The sequence below is a fragment of the Vibrio sp. 10N.261.54.E10 genome (assembly GCF_002877735.2).
Lineage (GTDB): Bacteria > Pseudomonadota > Gammaproteobacteria > Enterobacterales > Vibrionaceae > Vibrio > Vibrio crassostreae_C.
The window spans coordinates 1,609,016-1,628,480 of sequence record NZ_MCXE02000001.1; the positions used below are offsets into that span (position 1 = coordinate 1,609,016).

The following is a 19,465-nucleotide window of genomic DNA, read 5'->3' on the forward strand; positions in this document are numbered from 1 at the left end:
GGTTTAATGGTTCGCTTTAACCGTGAGTTATCACATTCTGCTGTACCAATGCATCCAGAATGTCCGAAGGCATGGTGCTACTTAAGGTTAGCTGTGGCGCAAGGTCTTCAACCACAATCACCTGTTCCGTAGTACCTAAGCCATCCGGGTTGATCGTAAGCTCAATATCATCCCCGTCCACTTTCGCGTCTATTTGTTGTAGCAACGCGGTCATGTCTGGAGATGTATTTTTAAGCTCCGGCAACACTTCTCTCAAGTCAATGCTGTCCCCTTCCGATAAATCAAAGTCGGTAATCGTATCTTCAACACCATCTTCGATGTTAAGCCATACGAACGAGTCCATACCATCACCACCAGTCAGAATGTCTGAGCCTCCGCCGCCAATCAGGGTGTCGTTACCGTCACCGCCAACAAGCGTATCGTCACCTGCGCCACCTTCAAGTCGATCATTCCCTGAACCACCCGTTAAGTCAGTCGCATTAGCACCAGCCAGTAACTGAACATCATCGGTTTCCGAAGCCAAGTTAATATCAACTGCGTTAGACACAATGTTCAAGTTAAGGTCAATCGATGCAGAGGTTGCTGTATCGTTGTTGTCAGTCTCTTCAGAAACCGCCTCGACTTTCAGTGTGTAGTTACCTGGAGTTTGAGAAAGCCCAACCGCTTGCAAGCTTTCAATTGCATCTGCCGTTGCTACCCAAACACCACCGCCAAGATCCGTCACAGAACCCGCAGCACTGGTGATTTGAGCGCCAGCAGGTACATCACTGATATGCAGCGTTAGCTCTTCTGTAATGTCCGTTAAGGCTGCGATAATCCCAACTAAAGGAATGCCACTCGCACTCACAGACTGACTCGCAGTAATGTTTCTCACGTAGTTAGTCGCACTATCGATAGACAGGGTTGGTGCATTCGCCACTGGCGTCACCGCGATGTTGTAAACCACAGGTGCTGTCTCTATCGCAATACCTGAAGGGTTGCCGCTGTCTTTGGCAACAACTTCTAATCCAATGCTATTGGTTGGAGACAGGCTCGCATCAAGGAAAACACCATTTGGACTGGTTGGCGTATCAATCAACGCATTCAGGTCACTCAATGTCCCCACTAAGATGACTGAACCCGTGTTGTTGCCGTTAACAACAACCGTCGTCACTGCTGGAAGTGATACATTCAATGTACCGTAATCCACCGTCAGCGTGACGGTCATCAGATCATCAGAAAATGTATCTACATAATCAGGGTCACTGACATTGATACCACTCAACAGTTGACCAGCATCCTCGTCAATAACCGTAGTGACACTGTCACCATTAACGACCGGTGTATCGTTCACTCCATCGACAATCGCGGTGATCTCCGCTGTATCCGTTAGGAAGTCATTAGCGCCGTTGGTTGTACCATCATCCTCTACGGTATAGGTAAACTTAACGTTGCCGTTGTATTCATCAGCTGCCGTAAATACCCAGTATGGGCCAGTGATCGTAGCATCATCAGCACCACCTACGTTCTCGAAGCGTTGTAGTTGACCTTGGCCTTCATCGAGCGCCAGATTAGTCACGGTAATCGTGTCGTTTTCCGGATCGCTCGTCGCAGCAATTAAATCGCCCTCTTTGATGATCAACTGACCTTCTTCAAGGATGTTGCCTAAGTCGATGTCCGTTGCTACAGGAGCGTCATTCACTTCCGTTACTTCAAGACTAATTTCAGCACTGTCGGTTAGGAAGTCATCCGCGCCATTAGTTGTACCGTCATCAGTAATTGAGTAATTGAATTTAACGTCACCGTTAAAGTCGTTGTCCGCTACAAATAGCCAGAATGGTCCGGTAATCGCCGCGTCATCGGCGCCACCTGCATTTTCAAAGCGGGTTAGTTGGCCTTGTCCCTGAGTCAGAGTTACACCAGTTACTGTTAAGTTGTGGTTTTCTGGGTCAGAGCTTGCTGCAATTAAATCCCCTTCAACAATGACGATTTGACCATCTTCTGCAATCGAACCTAAATCAACGTCTGTCGCGACAGGTGCATCATTCACTTCCGTTACGATGAGGCTAATTTCAGCGCTATCGGTCAAGAAATCATCCACACCATTGGTTGTGCCATCATCGATAATGGAATAGTTGAATTTCACATCACCGTTGAAATCATTATCTGCAACGAACAGCCAGAATGGTCCGGTAATCGCCGCGTTATCGGCGCCACCTGCGTTTTCAAAGCGCGTTAATTGGCCTTGTCCTTGAGTCAGGGTTACACCCGTAACCGTCAGGTTATGGTTTTCAATGTCAGAACTTACTGAAATCAAGTCTCCTTCCACAATCACTATTTGACCATCTTCAGCAATCGAACCTAAATCAACATCAGTTGCCACAGGAGCGTCATTCACTTCCGTTACTTTAATGGTGAAAGTAGTTTGGTTGGTCTGTGCTGTATTCGGATCACCCGCATCAATCAAGCCATTATTACCGCCGTCATCGAGTGTTGCATTAATCGTGACTAAACCACTCTGGTTGAGATAGTTCTGGTCTGGGTCTGGTTTGAAAGTCACGGCTCCATTAGTCAATGCGGTATTGATGTCGGCTTCTTTACCGGTAATCACCAATGAGCCACCAGGTTGCAATACAAACGTCACGTCAGGTGAGCTCGTAAACTCAAACACACCTTGCGCTCCCGGAAGTGTTTGATCGACTTGCAACGTAAGAACATACGGAGCGTCTGGATTATCAAAGTTAGCATCAACGTCGTAGATACTAAAGTTGTCGATAGCAACACTAATGTCTTCCGATGTTTCAATATTCGTTACGTTCACAAAGATCGGTTGATCGTTAATAGGATCAATCACCAGATCAACATCGAAGCTGGTTGGCGTCCCCAAATATTCGGTGTTATCAGCGTCAGTATCCACAGAGCGAACGGTAATCTGCAGCGGGCCATTAATGCCTAATACATTACCCGTATCGCTATTGTGTTCACCTGAATTGAATACGATCTTATCGAGCGACTGTGCAGGAACATCAAGTGTCCAAAGCTGCGTAACTGGATCATAACTAGCCAAGGTTGTGCCGTCTGGATAATAGATAGAGGCATCTTGAGGAACGCCCGCAACTTCTACTCGAAGTGTCTCTGGTGCATTCTCGGTATAAGTGCCGTTGCCCGTTGCAGATAGCTCTTTATCCAAAATCGTCGCATTGATTTCGATATCAATGTTTTGACCTTCGTTACCTGTCACAGAATCTGTTGGATTAGTATCAACATCATCACCCACAGGTACCACATGCAGCTTAAAGCTTGGCAGATTTGATGCTGCAGTAGGCACACCCAACAAAGATTCTTGAGTAAATACGGCAACACCAAATTCAGCCGTACCACTGAAGTCCTTAGGCGGTAAAATCGAAATCTCACTCAAGTCGAACGATAACCCTGATGCTTGAGGTAGTTGAACACTCCACTCACCACCACCATTATTCTTCACCGTGTATGCCGAACCAGCATCTGCACGCATCTGGAAGCCATCAGGTACATCTGTAAACTTAATCGACACAAACTGTTCTGAGCCATCAAGGTCAGTCAGTGCAATCGATACAGGCCCTGTGCCCGACAAAGAAATCAGCTGGTCCTCAGTACCCGTAATCTCGATAACATCAGGATCGCTACCCGGGCCAGTGACAGACACGTCATCCACCACAGGAACGACTTCAAAACTGACATTGGTAGAGAAAGTATCGGTATCAGTCGCGCTGCCAGTTGGCGAAGCTGCATCATTGTATGTAGCAGTATCGGTAATCGTCCCGCTGACATTCACTTGCACCTGATTTACGTCATTATCTGTTGGGTAATTTAACGCCGGTCGGAATAGGACATTATCCAACGCGCCTGCATTAATCTCAGCTTCATTAAAGGTCACCGATGTGCCAAGCGATACCCCTGCGCTGGTATAGAAAGCCCCAACACTCGTGTCATTTAACGTCAGTGTGATAGAGGTGAATTTTTCGTCACCACCTTCAACTCCGCTTACTTGGTCATCAATGGTCGAGCTGAAATCAAGTTGGATATAGGTATCTTCGTAGCCGACTGGATCTTGCCCTGCTTGACCGTCGGTATCGACAGGGTTAAACGAATCGTCAAGCGAACCAACGACAGTAACGTCAATATCTGGGTTACCTTCAACATCAGGAGCAACTTTAATGACTACTTCTGTCACTAGAGTTTTCTCATCCCCCGACAATACGTCTTTAGTTACTATCGTCAACGGCAACCTAAAGTCGCCGGAGTAGTCGGCTGGTAAGTTAAGCAGTAGTCCAGAGAGGTCGGTCGAGACCCCTTGATCGACGGTAGTCTGGAATACATATTTGCCATTAACAAAGTCTAGGTCGCTGCTTCCCGATAAACTAATTGGGAAGGTGACTTCGTTCACCGCTCCTGGATTAATGGTCACACTGTCATCAATAATGATGGTCACTTGATCAGTTGAGTCATCTTCGCCCGAGAAAGTAATTAAACCATTCAATGCCGTACCTAGATCTAACTGGGTGTCCTCAATCGCATCAACAACACTGTCTGGTGTTATATCAATATCGGCTGCAACCTTAGTACTCCCAGCCACCACTTGAGGGAATGACAGAGTGACTTCTCCGTCCCTACGAGCGGCCGTAGATGACTCAACCTCAGCACCATCACCTCGGTCTATTACCGTGCTAAAGATATCCATCTTGATGTCATTGAACCCTCCTGCCCCGCTGTTTCCTGAAGGAAGAACAAGGCCGTTTGATGCACTGATGCTAAATATGTCTTCATTCGTTACAACCCAGCGCCCATTGCCTTCATAAGCAGCGCCAATAACGAGCAGTTGATTGAGTACAGCATCTGATAGCTCCGAACCGTCCACGTTTGTTAATTCAATAACTAACTGGTCAACTTCTTCGATAGCGGACGAAGCATCTGTTTCTTGATATCGAATGACGAACTCATCCGTAACCGATGTATTATCGCTGTTGGTTGTGAACTTAAGCACGCCAGTGTTTGCATCAGCAACTACGGTTGCTAGTGCTCCAGTACCCAGCACATCATCGACGATAAGCTTGTTGCTAGCGTCTTTCGGCTCAACGACTGGACGTACGATAACATCAATCGAGCCCGTGATTGTCGCGGTAGCGATGCCCTGACCAGGATCAGTCGCATCAACATACTCATGATCTCGCTCTTCGATCATGACAACCGTATTAAGCGTAAAGTCGGTGCTCGAGTCTTGTTCAGGTGTGATCTGAATAAAATTATTGTTCAGTGCAATTTGAGTAAACTCTTCTGCCGTCTGTCCACTCTTCGGCGTAATGGTTAAAGTGCCTGCTGAAGCATCGTAAACCCAAGTTACATCGCCATTAACCACAACACTTTCAACATCTGTCGGAATGGCACTGATCACAATAGAAGTGAAATGCTCATCATCATCAATATAATCAGTACCCTCTGGGTGCCAATCAATACTGATCGCCGTATCTTCATCGCCATTAGTGACTGTGCTGTACGTCGCTGAGGTATCGATTCTAGGTTCGACCAACACTCGCACTTCTTGGTCAAACGTAAGCGTATGACCGTCATTCTCAGTCACGATCACTTTACCCTGAATGTGAATGTTCTCTGTTGAAGAATCGACAGGTCTGATGCGGATTCCTGAGGTTTTACCTGCGTCAGTGATGTTCGCTTCGTAGATAGGTTTAGAAAGATCGGGGCTACCACCCGGACCGGTTTCGTAACCGACAAAGTTAAGGTCAATAATGGTACCGTCACCGTCTTCCAGAATAACGCCATCAGGAATACCCGAGAGGATAACGGTTATGGATTCTGAACCGTCGTCAGGTAATGGGGTTTGATCTACTGCTGCAGGATCAGGTCTTCTCTCTCCCGACAACACGGTGAAATCAAGCTCGGCGTAGCTGTCTCCATTCTGGCTCTCTTGGATCGTGGTTTGAACACCAGGTATTGTGCCATCGGTGATTGCTGTCCAAGCCGAACCGTTTGTACCGCCATAAGGAATATCTGCAACCCCTTTAACCTCAACGTTAACCGTTTTAGTTCCTAGGATTTCTTCATCAACTTGTGCACCAGTAGAGAGGTTCGCAGTGTCTTTAACCACACCGGTTACATCAAAAGTAAAATCGACATTGCTGTGTTTAGTCGGAACAATCTCTACGTTGGCGAGATCGGAATACGCCACTTCCTGATAATCAATACCGTTAATGGTGATTGTAGGAACTGGGGTCGTAGTTCCAAGGAAATAAAGCACCGCCCCTTCGGTAATATTACTGATACGAACAAATAGCTCTTCAGATCCATCAGTATCAACGGATCCCGTCATGGTGATAACTTCGTCTAACGTGAATGCGTCCTTATTATCAAGAGGACCTAGATAATCAGGATCATCAATGTTGTCTTCGTTGATCCTAATGCGGCTCACACTGAGTTTTCCAGGGTCGGCGTCAGCAGTCACATCAATGATAATGTTTTGTTCTACAGAGCGAGCGGTCGTTTTGTCTACGCCACCATTGGCTGAATCATCGTATGGGTTACGTGTTTCCTCGGTAATTGCCGTTGCTTTGAACTCAATTTGTCCAGAGAAGTTGTCGATTGGGTTAACTACGGTGCTATTGATATCAGCAGATGCGATGATATAAACACCATTAACGGGCGTTAACACATTGCCATTTTGATCAAGTAACTCAAACTTCCCGTCGCCTTCAACTGCTTCAAGTTCATAGGTAATCGTCTCAGTATTACTGTTATCTTGCGACTCTGCGTTCAGCTGCAGCGTCACATTGTCCTCATCTTCATTCACTTGATATTGATAAGTGCTATTCGCATCATCCCAAGTCGCAATGTCGGCAACCGCTTCAATTTCAATTCTAAAGTTTGAGTTTACTGTGTGGTCTAGCGAACCATTATTATCAATCTCGAGTTCGTAGTTGATTCGAACCCCATTTTCACCAGAACCAAAATTCTGGTCTGGGACAAAGAATAAGTTGTCGATTGTCGCGATGGTGTCTAATGGTTGGTTCGTACTTGGAGCAAAGCTCTGCTGCATTTGAGGTGGACCAAACAAGATATCACCGTTTGGTTCTGCCACTAGTTTGTGATATTCCACGCCCTCAAAGTAATAGAATGTCCCTCTGTGATTGCCACTCTGGATCGTCAGTTGGCCGATGGACTCGTTGTTATCTTGGTCCTTCAGGTTAACCTGTAACGCAACTTGTGCAGGGGCATCAGGCAACCCACTTTGATTATCTTGGGTATTCTCTAGGTTTGGGGCATCGCCGGTTGCGTAAGGGATTGTAGAGTCTCTACCCGCATCCTCAAACGTAGTCATCTTGAGCGAGATTACTGAAGACTCTTCATCCGTAATAGTGATGTTCAAAGGCGTAGATGACGTATCTAAATCACTGTCTGTCGCAATCACATTGATCGAGAAGTCGATGGTGTCCCCATCATGATCGAGATAATTGGTCGCTCTAAACTCCACTTCACCATTCGAGTTGATACGCAAAGTACCAAGCTGCCTTTCCTGAGTACCACCATTTCCATCATCGGTTTGCTCATAAACACGGATAGTTCGACGTCCACTTTGAACATTCAAGCCATCGCTAAAGCCAGTATTGTTACCTCGTTGGAAAACAATATCTACACCATTATTTGAGATGCCCTCAATTCGACTCAGTACCGCGCCATCAGCCCCCACATCCGTTGCATTGGCAAACATATCGACTTTAGAACCATTGTAATTCTGACCTTCAATACGAGTGATAGACTGAGTTGTCACTAACGGAACATCATCGGTTACTGTGATTTTTAGATCGATTGCGTTTGATTGGTCTTGGTCAAAATCTTCAGCAATGATTGAAAAATCAAGTTCTATGTTGTTTTCATCGGCACCATCAAGGTGCTTAAGTGGTTTAAACAATTCGAATTGATAGCTGTTATCTGAGGTATCGAAAATAATTTCGAACACTGCTTCATTACTCGTTGCTGTTTGAGCAACGTAAGTAAATGTTGTGCCGCTTTGTGAAACAGCTTGCCACTCTAAACTTTCTCCATCAGAGGTTAAGCCAGTCAGAACCAAATCTTCATCGACCAACTCATACTTCACAACACCATCGGCGCCTTCATCGACCGTGAACAGTCCGTTGATAATTGTGTCTTCAGATTGATCTGAACCAATGCCAGTAAGATCGTCTTCATCGACAACGGTTTCACCGGTCGGCGCCGTCATAACAGGCACATCATCGAGCACCTCGATTGGCAATACATACTGATTAGAATCATCGCCATCACCATCAACGGCAACGACATCGAATGGAATCGTTAAGGTATTGGAGTTCGGGCTTGTTGGATGGTTCAGAGGACCTAACAATGTAAAGGTATAGGAGCCATCATCACCTAATGCCAACGTGAAGATTGGCGTTCCACTTGTCGTCGTACCTTGATAGGTCGTTGTGTTAGCAGCACCTGTGATTTCTGTAATAGAAATCGCTTCAGTTCCAGAGGTCAATGTCGCTTCAAGAGCTGAGATATTACGCAGTTCGTAAACCTCAACTTGGTCGGCACCTTCAGTCGTAACAAATGCACCTGTCGCCTGAGCGACAACAGAGCCTAAATCGTCTTCATCAACGACAAACGTACTCGCAACCGTCGTATCAGTGATGGTTGGCGCATCATCGAGCACCTCAATTGGCAATACATATTGGTTAGAATCATCGCCGTCACCATCAACGGCCACAACATCAAACGGTATTGTTAATGTATCGAGGTTATTTGGTGTCGTAGCGTGATTGAGAGGGCCAAGTAAAGTAAACGTATAAGCACCGTCATCAGTCAGCACTAATGTAAAAATTGGCGTTCCGCCTGGGTCCGTTGCGCCTTGGTAGGTGGTCGTGTTAGCCGCACCTGTGATCTCAGTGATCTTAATACCTTCATTGCCCGACGATAGCGTCGATTCCAGAGTCGAGATATTACGTAGTTCGTAAGCCTCTACTTGGTCTGCACCTTCCGTGGTAACAAACGAGCCTGCCGCCTGAGCGATAACAGAGCCTAAATCGCCTTCATCAACGACAAACGTACTCGCAACAGTCATGTCAGTGATGGTTGGCACATCATCCGTCACCGTAATTTTCAGATCGATCGCATTCGATTTATCTTGGTCGAAATCTTCAGCTACAACAGAGAAGTTAAGGTTAATCGCGTTTTCACCCGCGCCATCAAGGTGCTTAAGTGGTTTAAACAATTCGAATTGATAGCTGTTATCCGAGGTATCGAAAATAATTTCGAACACCGCTTCATTACTCGCTGCTGTTTGAGCAACGTAAGTAAATGTTGTGCCGCTTTGCGACACAGCTTGCCACTCTAGACTTTCTCCATCTGAGGTTAAGCCAGTCAGAACCAAATCTTCATCAACCAGTTCATACTTCACAACACCATCGGCGCCTTCATCAACCGTGAATAACCCATTAATAATGCTATCTTCAGATTGATCTGAACCAATACCAGTAAGATCGTCTTCATCGACAACCATGTCACCAGTCGGCGCCGTCATTACTGGCGCATCATCGAGCACCTCGATTGGCAATACATATTGGTTAGAATCATCGCCATCACCATCGACGGCAACGACATCGAATGGAATCGTTAAGGTATTGGAATTCGGACTTGTAGGATGATTTAGAGGACCTAACAATGTAAAGGTATAAGAGCCATCATTCGCTAGCGCGAGCGTGAAGACAGGAGTCCCGCTTGTCGTCGTACCTTGATAGGTCGTTGTGTTAGTCGCCCCTGTGATTTCTGTAATAGAAATCGCTTCAGTTCCAGAGGTCAATGTCGCTTCAAGAGCTGAGATATTACGCAGTTCGTAAACCTCAACTTGGTCGGCACCTTCAGTCGTAACAAATGCACCTGTCGCCTGAGCGACAACAGAGCCTAAATCGTCTTCATCAACGACAAACGTACTCGCAACCGTCGTATCAGTGATGGTTGGCGCATCATCGAGCACCTCAATTGGCAATACATATTGGTTAGAATCATCGCCGTCACCATCAACGGCCACAACATCAAACGGTATTGTTAATGTATCGAGGTTATTTGGTGTCGTAGCGTGATTGAGAGGGCCAAGTAAAGTAAACGTATAAGCACCGTCATCAGTCAGCACTAATGTAAAAATTGGCGTTCCGCCTGGGTCCGTTGCGCCTTGGTAGGTGGTCGTGTTAGCCGCACCTGTGATCTCAGTGATCTTAATACCTTCATTGCCCGACGATAGCGTCGATTCCAGAGTCGAGATATTACGTAGTTCGTAAGCCTCTACTTGGTCTGCACCTTCCGTGGTAACAAACGAGCCTGCCGCCTGAGCGATAACAGAGCCTAAATCGCCTTCATCAACGACAAACGTACTCGCAACCGTCGTATCAGTGATGGTTGGCACATCATCCGTCACCGTGATTTTCAGATCGATCGCATTCGATTTATCTTGGTCGAAATCTTCTGCCACAACAGAGAAGTTAAGGTCAATCGTGTTTTCATCAGAGCCATCAGGGTGCTTAAGTGGTTTAAACAATTCGAATTGATAGCTGTTATCTGAGGTATCGAAAATAATCTCGAACACCGCTTCACTACTCGTTGCTGTTTGAGCAACGTAAGTAAATGTTGTGCCGCTTTGCGACACAGCTTGCCACTCTAAACTTTCTCCATCAGAGGTTAAGCCAGTAAGAACCAAATCTTCATCAACCAGTTCATACTTCACAACACCATCGGCGCCTTCATCAACCGTGAATAACCCATTAATAATGCTATCTTCAGATTGATCTGAACCAATACCAGTAAGATCGTCTTCATCGACAACCATGTCACCAGTCGGCGCCGTCATTACTGGCGCATCATCGAGCACCTCGATTGGCAATACATATTGGTTAGAATCATCGCCATCACCATCGACGGCAACGACATCGAATGGAATCGTTAAGGTATTGGAATTCGGACTTGTAGGATGATTTAGAGGACCTAACAACGTAAAGGTATAAGAGCCATCATTCGCTAGCGCGAGCGTGAAGACAGGAGTCCCGCTTGTCGTCGTACCTTGATAGGTCGTTGTGTTAGTCGCCCCTGTGATTTCTGTAATAGAAATCGCTTCAGTTCCAGAGGTCAATGTCGCTTCAAGAGCTGAGATATTACGCAGTTCGTAAACCTCTACTTGGTCTGCACCTTCAGTGGTAACAAACGAGCCTGTCGCCTGAGCGACAACAGAACCTAAATCGTCTTCATCAACGACAAGCGTACTAGCAATAGTCGTATCAATGATGGTTGGCACATCATCCGTCACCGTGATCTTCAAATCGATCGCATTCGATTTATCTTGGTCGAAGTCTTCAGCTACAACAGAGAAGTTAAGGTTAATCGCGTTTTCACCCGCGCCATCAAGGTGCTTAAGTGGTTTTAACAATTCGAATTGATAGCTGTTATCTGAGGTATCGAAAATAATTTCGAACACTGCTTCATTACTCGTTGCTGTTTGAGCAACGTAAGTAAATGTTGTGCCGCTTTGTGAAACAGGTTGCCACTCTAAACTTTCTCCATCAGAGGTTAAGCCAGTCAGAACCAAATCTTCATCAACCAGTTCATACTGCACAACACCATCGGCACCTTCATCAACCGTGAATAACCCATTAATAATGGTGTCTTCAGATTGATCTGAACCAATGCCAGTAAGATCGTCTTCATCGACAACCATGTCACCAGTCGGCGCCGTCATTACTGGCGCATCATCGAGCACCTCGATTGGCAATACATATTGGTTAGAATCATCGCCATCGCCATCAACCGCAACGACATCGAATGGAATCGTTAAGGTATTGGAATTCGGACTTGTAGGATGATTTAGAGGACCTAACAACGTAAAGGTATAGGAGCCATCATTCGCTAGCGCGAGCGTGAAGACAGGAGTCCCGCTTGTCGTCGTACCTTGATAGGTCGTTGTGTTAGTCGCCCCTGTGATTTCTGTAATAGAAATCGCTTCAGTTCCAGAGGTCAATGTCGCTTCAAGCGCTGAGATATTACGCAGTTCGTAAACCTCTACTTGGTCTGCTCCTTCTGTGGTAACAAATGCACCTGTTGCTTGAGACACCAAAGACCCAAGATCATCTTCATCAACGACAAATGTACTCCCAACCGTCGTATCAGTGATCGTTGGCGCATCATCGAGCACCTCAATTGGCAATACATATTGGTTAGAATCATCGCCATCACCATCAACGGCCACAACATCAAACGGTATTGTTAATGTATCGAGGTTATTTGGTGTCGTAGCGTGATTGAGAGGGCCAAGTAAAGTAAACGTATAAGCACCGTCATCAGTCAGCACTAATGTAAAAATTGGCGTTCCGCCTGGGTCCGTTGCGCCTTGGTAGGTGGTCGTGTTAGCCGCACCTGTGATCTCAGTGATCTTAATACCTTCATTGCCCGACGATAGCGTCGATTCCAGAGTCGAGATATTACGTAGTTCGTAAGCCTCTACTTGGTCTGCACCTTCCGTGGTAACAAACGAGCCTGCCGCCTGAGCGATAACAGAGCCTAAATCGCCTTCATCAACGACAAACGTACTCGCAACCGTCGTATCAGTGATGGTTGGCACATCATCCGTCACCGTGATTTTCAGATCGATCGCATTCGATTTATCTTGGTCGAAATCTTCTGCAACAACAGAGAAGTTAAGGTTAATCGCGTTTTCACCCGCGCCATCAAGGTGCTTAAGTGGTTTAAACAATTCGAATTGATAGCTGTTATCTGAGGTATCGAAAATAATTTCGAACACTGCTTCATTACTCGCTGTTGTTTGAGCAACGTAAGTAAATGTTGTGCCGTTTTGTGAAACAGCTTGCCACTCTAAACTTTCTCCATCAGAGGTTAAGCCCGTCAGAACCAAATCTTCATCAACCAGTTCATACTTCACAACACCATCGGCGCCTTCATCAACCGTGAATAACCCATTAATAATGCTATCTTCGGATTGATCTGAACCAACACCAGTAAGATCGTCTTCATCGACAACTGTTTCACCCGTTGGCGCACTCATTATTGGTGCATCATCGAGCACCTCGATTGGCAATACATATTGGTTAGAATCGTCGCCATCGCCATCAACCGCAACGACATCGAATGGAATCGTTAAGGTATTGGAATTCGGACTTGTAGGATGATTTAGAGGACCTAACAACGTAAAGGTATAAGAGCCATCATTCGCTAGCGCGAGCGTGAAGACAGGAGTCCCGCTTGTCGTCGTACCTTGATAGGTCGTTGTGTTAGCCGCCCCTGTAATTTCTGTAATAGAAATCGCTTCAGTTCCAGAGGTCAATGTCGCTTCAAGCGCTGAGACATTACGCAGTTCGTAAACCTCAACTTTGTCTGCACCTTCAGTCGTAACAAATGCACCTGTCGCCTGAGCGATAACAGAGCTTAAATCATCTTCATCAACGACAAACGTACTCGCAGCAGTCATATCAGTGATGGTTGGCACATCATCCGTCACCGTGATCTGCAGATCGACCGCATTCGATTTATCTTGGTCGGAATCTTCAGCCACAACAGAGAAGTTAAGGTCAATCGTGTTTTCACCCGAGCCATCAGGATGTTTAATTGGTTTAAACAGTTCGAATTGATAGCTGTTATCCGAGGTATCGAAAATAATCTCGAACACCGCTTCATTACTCGTTGCAGTTTGAGCAACATAAGTAAATGTTGTGCCGTTTTGTGAAACAGCTTGCCACTCTAGACTTTCTCCATCGGAGGTTAAGCCAGTCAGAACCAAATCTTCATCAACCAGTTCATACTTCGCAACACCATCGGCGCCTTCATCAACCGTGAATAATCCATTAATAATGGTGTCTTCAGATTGATCGGAACCAATACCAGTGAGGTCATCCTCATCGACAACTGTTTCCCCTGTAGGTGCTGTCATCACTGGTACATCATCTTTTACATTAACGAGAATCTCAGCAGCTTCTGGTGTGTTCGAACCTCCAGACAGTGCAGAACGGTCGCCATCTGCATCAACAGCATAAATTGGCAATGCAAAAGTTAGCAGCGCATCTTCAGCGCCTTGATGAGAAAGTTCTTCATAAAGATTAAACTCATAGTTGCCCAATGAAGGGCTATCAATTTTAACATCAAAGACCGTAATTCTCGTTCCATTGACCTCAACGTAACCTTCATAAGTTCTTACACCACCGATCTCACCAATCAGCTCAAGTAGCACAGCCTCACCATTTGAAACCAAGGTGCCACCCGTATTAAATTCCGTCGGCTCCAGTTCATAATGGTCGATGATGTCGCTTTCGAAAATATCGGCAGTGATACTTCCGCTCCCCGCTACAGGCGCGGTTCCCTCTTGTGAGCCACCAATGATGCCTGCTTCATCGACACTAATACTGTCGACATTAGTAATGACTGGGCTATCGCCATCAGTGATAACAATGTTGATGTTATTGGTTACAACATCTTGGTCGAAATCGGTAATCGTGATCGGTAAATCGAACGTCAGTGAATCGGTGCCCACTTGTTCTATTGGATTAAACTGCTCGAATTTATAAGTACCATCGGTATCTAGTGAGATAGTGAGAACAACCTCACCTCGACCTTGGATGGACAGAGTAATCGTTGTTCCATCATCAGAAAGTCTGGCAAGCGTATTTTGATTATCACTGAGCAACCCATCAAACTGGTCCAGTGCACCAGCATCAAATACAGCTGATTGAAGATTATCACTACCAATATTGGAGAACGTTCCTTCAATTGCTGCACTGCTAGTTTCTACGTTACTGATATTCACACTTTCAGCAGACGGATCGCCCCCATCAACCACGGCAACTTGCGCATTAATTGGTGTTGCTAATGGGTTTCCGGCGGTGTCTTCACCTTGAATATCAAAAGTGATGTTAATTTGATCGCCTGTATAGGAAACCTGACCGCCACCAACAGACGTTACGTGATCAATTGGTTGAGAAATCGTTGTGGTCAATGAAAGCTCAGCGTTATTTCCAACACTAACAACATCGATGTCGATGCGTAATACTTCATCGGTGCCTTGAACACCAATGATAGAGTTCGTCGCCGCATCATAAGTAAACGTAACGGGTTGACCACTTGAAGTAATATCACTGTTTAGCTCTGTGAGTAGCGAAGCGAGAGACAGTGCTTCTGGAACAAAAGAATCAGGGGAGAGCGCTAAACTACCAGCAATAATCGTTTCGGTAGTTGTAATAGATTGGGGGTAGGTATTGCCAGAAATGGAGCCTTCGGTGAGCACTTCACTGATTGATTGACCTCCCGATGAACGGGTTATTGTTCTGAACTCTTCTCGGTCTTCATCAACCGTTTGTTCTGCTAGACCTGCGGTCTCAAAAAATGTCGACGGATGAGTTTCGGTGTAGTTGTAGTCAATCGTCACAAAGCCAGCGTTTGCAGAACCTAATCCGCCCCCCGCAGCCGTTGCTTCTAAGATTTGGGTCGGATCGGCACCACCTAAAATGGCTTCTTGGATAGCAGCAAATTCATCATCATCAAAATCTCCTGCATCGGCTTGCTGTAAGTCAAAATTAACCTCACCAGCTATTGGGGCATCAGCCCACACTAAGTCTTGATCAACACAGCCAACACAATTACTTGCCACCTCAGTGACACCGTTTGGGTTACCTAATAACAGCTCTGCTTGGTTTGCAGTGATAACAATCTCGTTTTCACGAATAATATCGCCAACTGAAATTTTTCGTGCGCTTCCATCAGACTTAACCGCAATGACTTCTCCACTCACTGCCTCTACAACTGCAGCTTGGCGCGAAACTTCAATACCCATATATCCCCCGAGGTCACAAAATGCTGTATTGCCCAACATCGTGAAAATGATAGTAATAACGGTTTCAGGCTTAAATTATATTCAGAACTTATTCTCTGCATTAACAATCAATTACGTAGACTGATGTATGTGATGAGTCAGTTCCGTTTCGCCTGTTTTTTTTATAGTTTACTTAACTTTAAGCTTAGTCTTCCTTATCCGAAATGTCATGTCTGTGCGAAGTGACTTCTTTTCACAAATCTAGGCATTCACTTTAGTTTGTTCATGGACTAAGCAAAAGTTTATAGGGTGTTGATTAATATGCAATAAAACGCATACCTTAATTACACCTCAAATTTTTATAAATATATACAGTAATAAAGTTGATAAATCATTAGGTTTTATGGGCGATTGATAGGGTCGATATATACCTAAACCCCAAAGAAGAACTAAATCCCATATTTGAGACAAGGTGCAGCATAAAGCTGATGAGAAACTGTTCAAACACCGTATATGGCGTCAATTACATATACAACAGTTAGAGTATTGAATGGGTATACAGGGACAATGAGTAGAAGTTGCAAATGGATATTTCGAGGTATCCAAAAAAAGCCCACTAAGTTGAACCTTAGTGGGCTTTAAAATCAGTATATAGCGTTATGCTGTTAGCAATGACACACAACTATTTAGCAAGGCGATTTGCAGTCCAGACGTAAAGCAGCTCGAGAGCAATCGTCGCACCAGCCAATGCCGTAATTTCGCTTTGGTCATAAGCAGGAGACACTTCTACAACGTCCATACCAACCATGTTGATACCCTGTAAGCCACGGATGATTTTGAGCACTTTATCTGAGTTCAAACCACCACATACTGGTGTGCCAGTACCCGGAGCAAAAGCAGGATCCAGACAATCGATATCAAACGTTAAGTACACTGGCTTATTACCAACAATACCTTTCACTTGAGCAATGATCTCGTCCACGCTCATGTCGTTCGCTTGCATCGCGTTAATAACGTTAAAGCCGTGCCCTTCCTGCTTGTACTCTGTACGAATACCAATTTGCACTGAATGTTCAGGCGAAATTAAACCTTCATTTGGCGCATGGTAGAACATAGTACCGTGATCGTAACGACTACCCTGACTGTAAGTGTCAGTGTGCGCGTCGAAGTGAATCAGAGCCATCTCACCGTACTTCTTGCCATATGCTCTTAACAAAGGCAGTGTAATGAAGTGATCGCCACCTAATCCAAGCAATGTTTTACCGCTATTTAAAATCGCATCAGCCGCCGCTTCTAAACGTTGAGTTAGGTCTTCTGCATCACCGCAATCAAACACAAGGTCGCCAGCATCAATGACCGAGGTGTGTTCAAATACATTGAAGTCCCAAGGGAATTTTTTACCTTCCCACGCCAAGTTTACTGACGCACGACGAATCGCATCAGGTCCCATACGAGCACCCGGACGACCAGACGTCGCCATATCTAACGGCGCGCCCAACACAACCACATCAGCATCGTTGTCGATTGGGTTTTGCACCAATGGACGACGCATAAACGTCATCGCATTGGAGTACAACGAGTAATCTGGTTTCGTAAATAGATCGTTCATTAAAAATCCTCAAGATAGGTGTAACCCATCAAGCCTTGCTCTAACTCTTCAAGTACGCTTTGCTGCTCTTGCGCTGGTACTTTCGCCGTTACCAATTCTTTGTAGTTCTGACGAATTAGGTCCATATCGATATGAACATAACGCATCATGTCTTCAACCGTGTCGCCTTCGTTGATGTAGTCAATGTTCGCTTCTCCGCTCTCATCAACGTTCACCACCACACTGTGCGTATCACCAAATAGGTTATGCATATCACCCAAGATCTCTTGGTATGCGCCTACTAAGAAGAAGCCCATCAGGTAAGGTTCGTCTGGATTCCATGCTGGAACTGGCAACGTTGTTTCAATGCCCTGGCCGTCAACATACTGATCGATCGTACCGTCAGAATCACATGTGATATCCAGTACTACCGCGCGTCGCTCGTCCGCATTGTCCAAACCACTTAGAGGCAATACAGGGAACACCTGATCGATACCCCAAGCATCTGGCAACGATTGGAACAAAGAGAAGTTCACGAAAAACTTATCAGCCAAACGCTCACTCAACTCATCCAATATTGGACGGTGGTAGCGGTTCTTAGTACTCATACGAGAGCTAAGTTCATAGTTAATACGCAAAGACATCTGTTCTGCCCAAGCACGGTGCTGAAGGTTCAGCATGCCTGTCGCAAATTGGTTGTGTGCTTCTGCGATATCACTTTGCGTGTCGTTGTAGATCTCAATCAGCGCGCGGTCATCATTACCTGCATCTAACTCCAAGAAGTTCTTCCACATGTTGTTTAGCAACAGTGGTGCGTCTGCTTCTGGCGCAGCCATATCTTCCGGTGAGTAGCTTTCAGTACCAATCACGTTGGTGATCAACACAGCATGGTGCGCAGTCAGTGAGCGACCAGACTCCGAAATAATCACAGGTTGTGGCTGATTGTAGAGTTTACAAATATCCCCTACTGTCATCACGATGTTACGAGCGTACTCAAGCAAGCCGTAATTCATTGAGTTTGAAGATTGGCTACGCGTGCCGTCGTAATCGACTGCCAAGCCACCACCAACATCTAAGAACTTCAGTTGAGCGCCAATATCACGCAGTTCACAGTAGAAACGAGCCGCTTCACTCACGCCATTTCGCACGTCACGAATGTTTGCCATTTGTGAACCTAGGTGGAAGTGCACGAGTTCAAGTACATCCAGCTGGTCTTCGGCTTTCAAGCGTTCGATAACAGTAAGCACTTGTGATGCAGACAAACCGAATTTCGACTTCTCACCACCACTTGCTTGCCATTTACCTGCACCTTGAGAAGCAAGACGAATACGTAAACCCAAACGAGGTTTTACGCCAAGTGCTTTCGCTTCAGAAAGAACAAGATCAAGCTCAGACAACTTCTCTAGAACGATAAAGACTTTGTGGCCTAGCTTTTCGCCAATCAGCGCAAGACGGATGTATTCTCTGTCTTTGTAACCGTTACACACGATCACAGAGCTCGCTTTTTGAGCCAGCGCCAATACCGCTAATAGTTCAGGTTTGCTGCCCGCCTCTAGTCCTAGCTGCTTTTGCTCTAATTGAGCTTGGCTCGCTAAGATCTCATCAACCACTTCTTTTTGTTGGTTAACTTTAATCGGATAAACAAGTAGGTAACGATTGTCGTACTGATATTCGTCGATCGCTTGGTTAAATGCGTTACAGATATTGTGCACACGTTGATGCACTATTTGAGGAAAACGCACAAGAGCAGGTAAACCAATATTTCTTTGCTCTAACTGTTTTACGATCTTACTTAATGGGACTTGATGATCCGTCTCGCTCGGTGAAACATACACCTCACCGTTATCATCAATTCCATAAAAACCTTGGCTCCAGTGCTTTACATTATACTCAGCACGGATGCGTTCCAAATTAACCGAATTTTCCAATTCTAGAGACCTCACACTATAGGGCCATCGACAGAAGATACCTCTTTGGAATAGCGAGGTATAACCCAACAAAAAGCGTTCAAAAACGATTTGTTGGCTGCATTA

The 19,465-nt window shown here is 45.5% G+C and carries 3 protein-coding genes; all 3 read right to left on the reverse strand.

The window, feature by feature from the left end; translation table 11 throughout:
• Window positions 1-16: 16 nt before the first annotated feature.
• The 3 genes from BCU07_RS07075 to speA all read right to left on the reverse strand — a co-directional run bounded on the left by BCU07_RS07075 (window position 17) and on the right by speA (window position 19,360).
• Window positions 17-15,865, reverse strand: a complete 15,849-nt coding sequence (locus tag BCU07_RS07075) for a retention module-containing protein (RefSeq protein ID WP_413286085.1) — start codon at window positions 15,863-15,865, stop codon at window positions 17-19.
• Between the two features lie 661 nt (window positions 15,866-16,526).
• The gene (gene speB, locus BCU07_RS07080; protein ID WP_017063610.1) at window positions 16,527-17,453 is read right to left on the reverse strand and encodes an agmatinase; all 927 of its coding nucleotides are present in this window, start codon (window positions 17,451-17,453) and stop codon (window positions 16,527-16,529) included.
• Window positions 17,453-19,360 carry an arginine decarboxylase gene (speA, locus tag BCU07_RS07085; RefSeq protein WP_032500248.1) on the reverse strand — a complete coding sequence of 636 codons (1,908 nt, stop codon included), beginning with the start codon at window positions 19,358-19,360 and terminating at the stop codon, window positions 17,453-17,455. Before speA ends, speB begins: the two co-directional genes overlap by 1 nt.
• Between the last annotated feature and the right edge of the window lie 105 nt (window positions 19,361-19,465).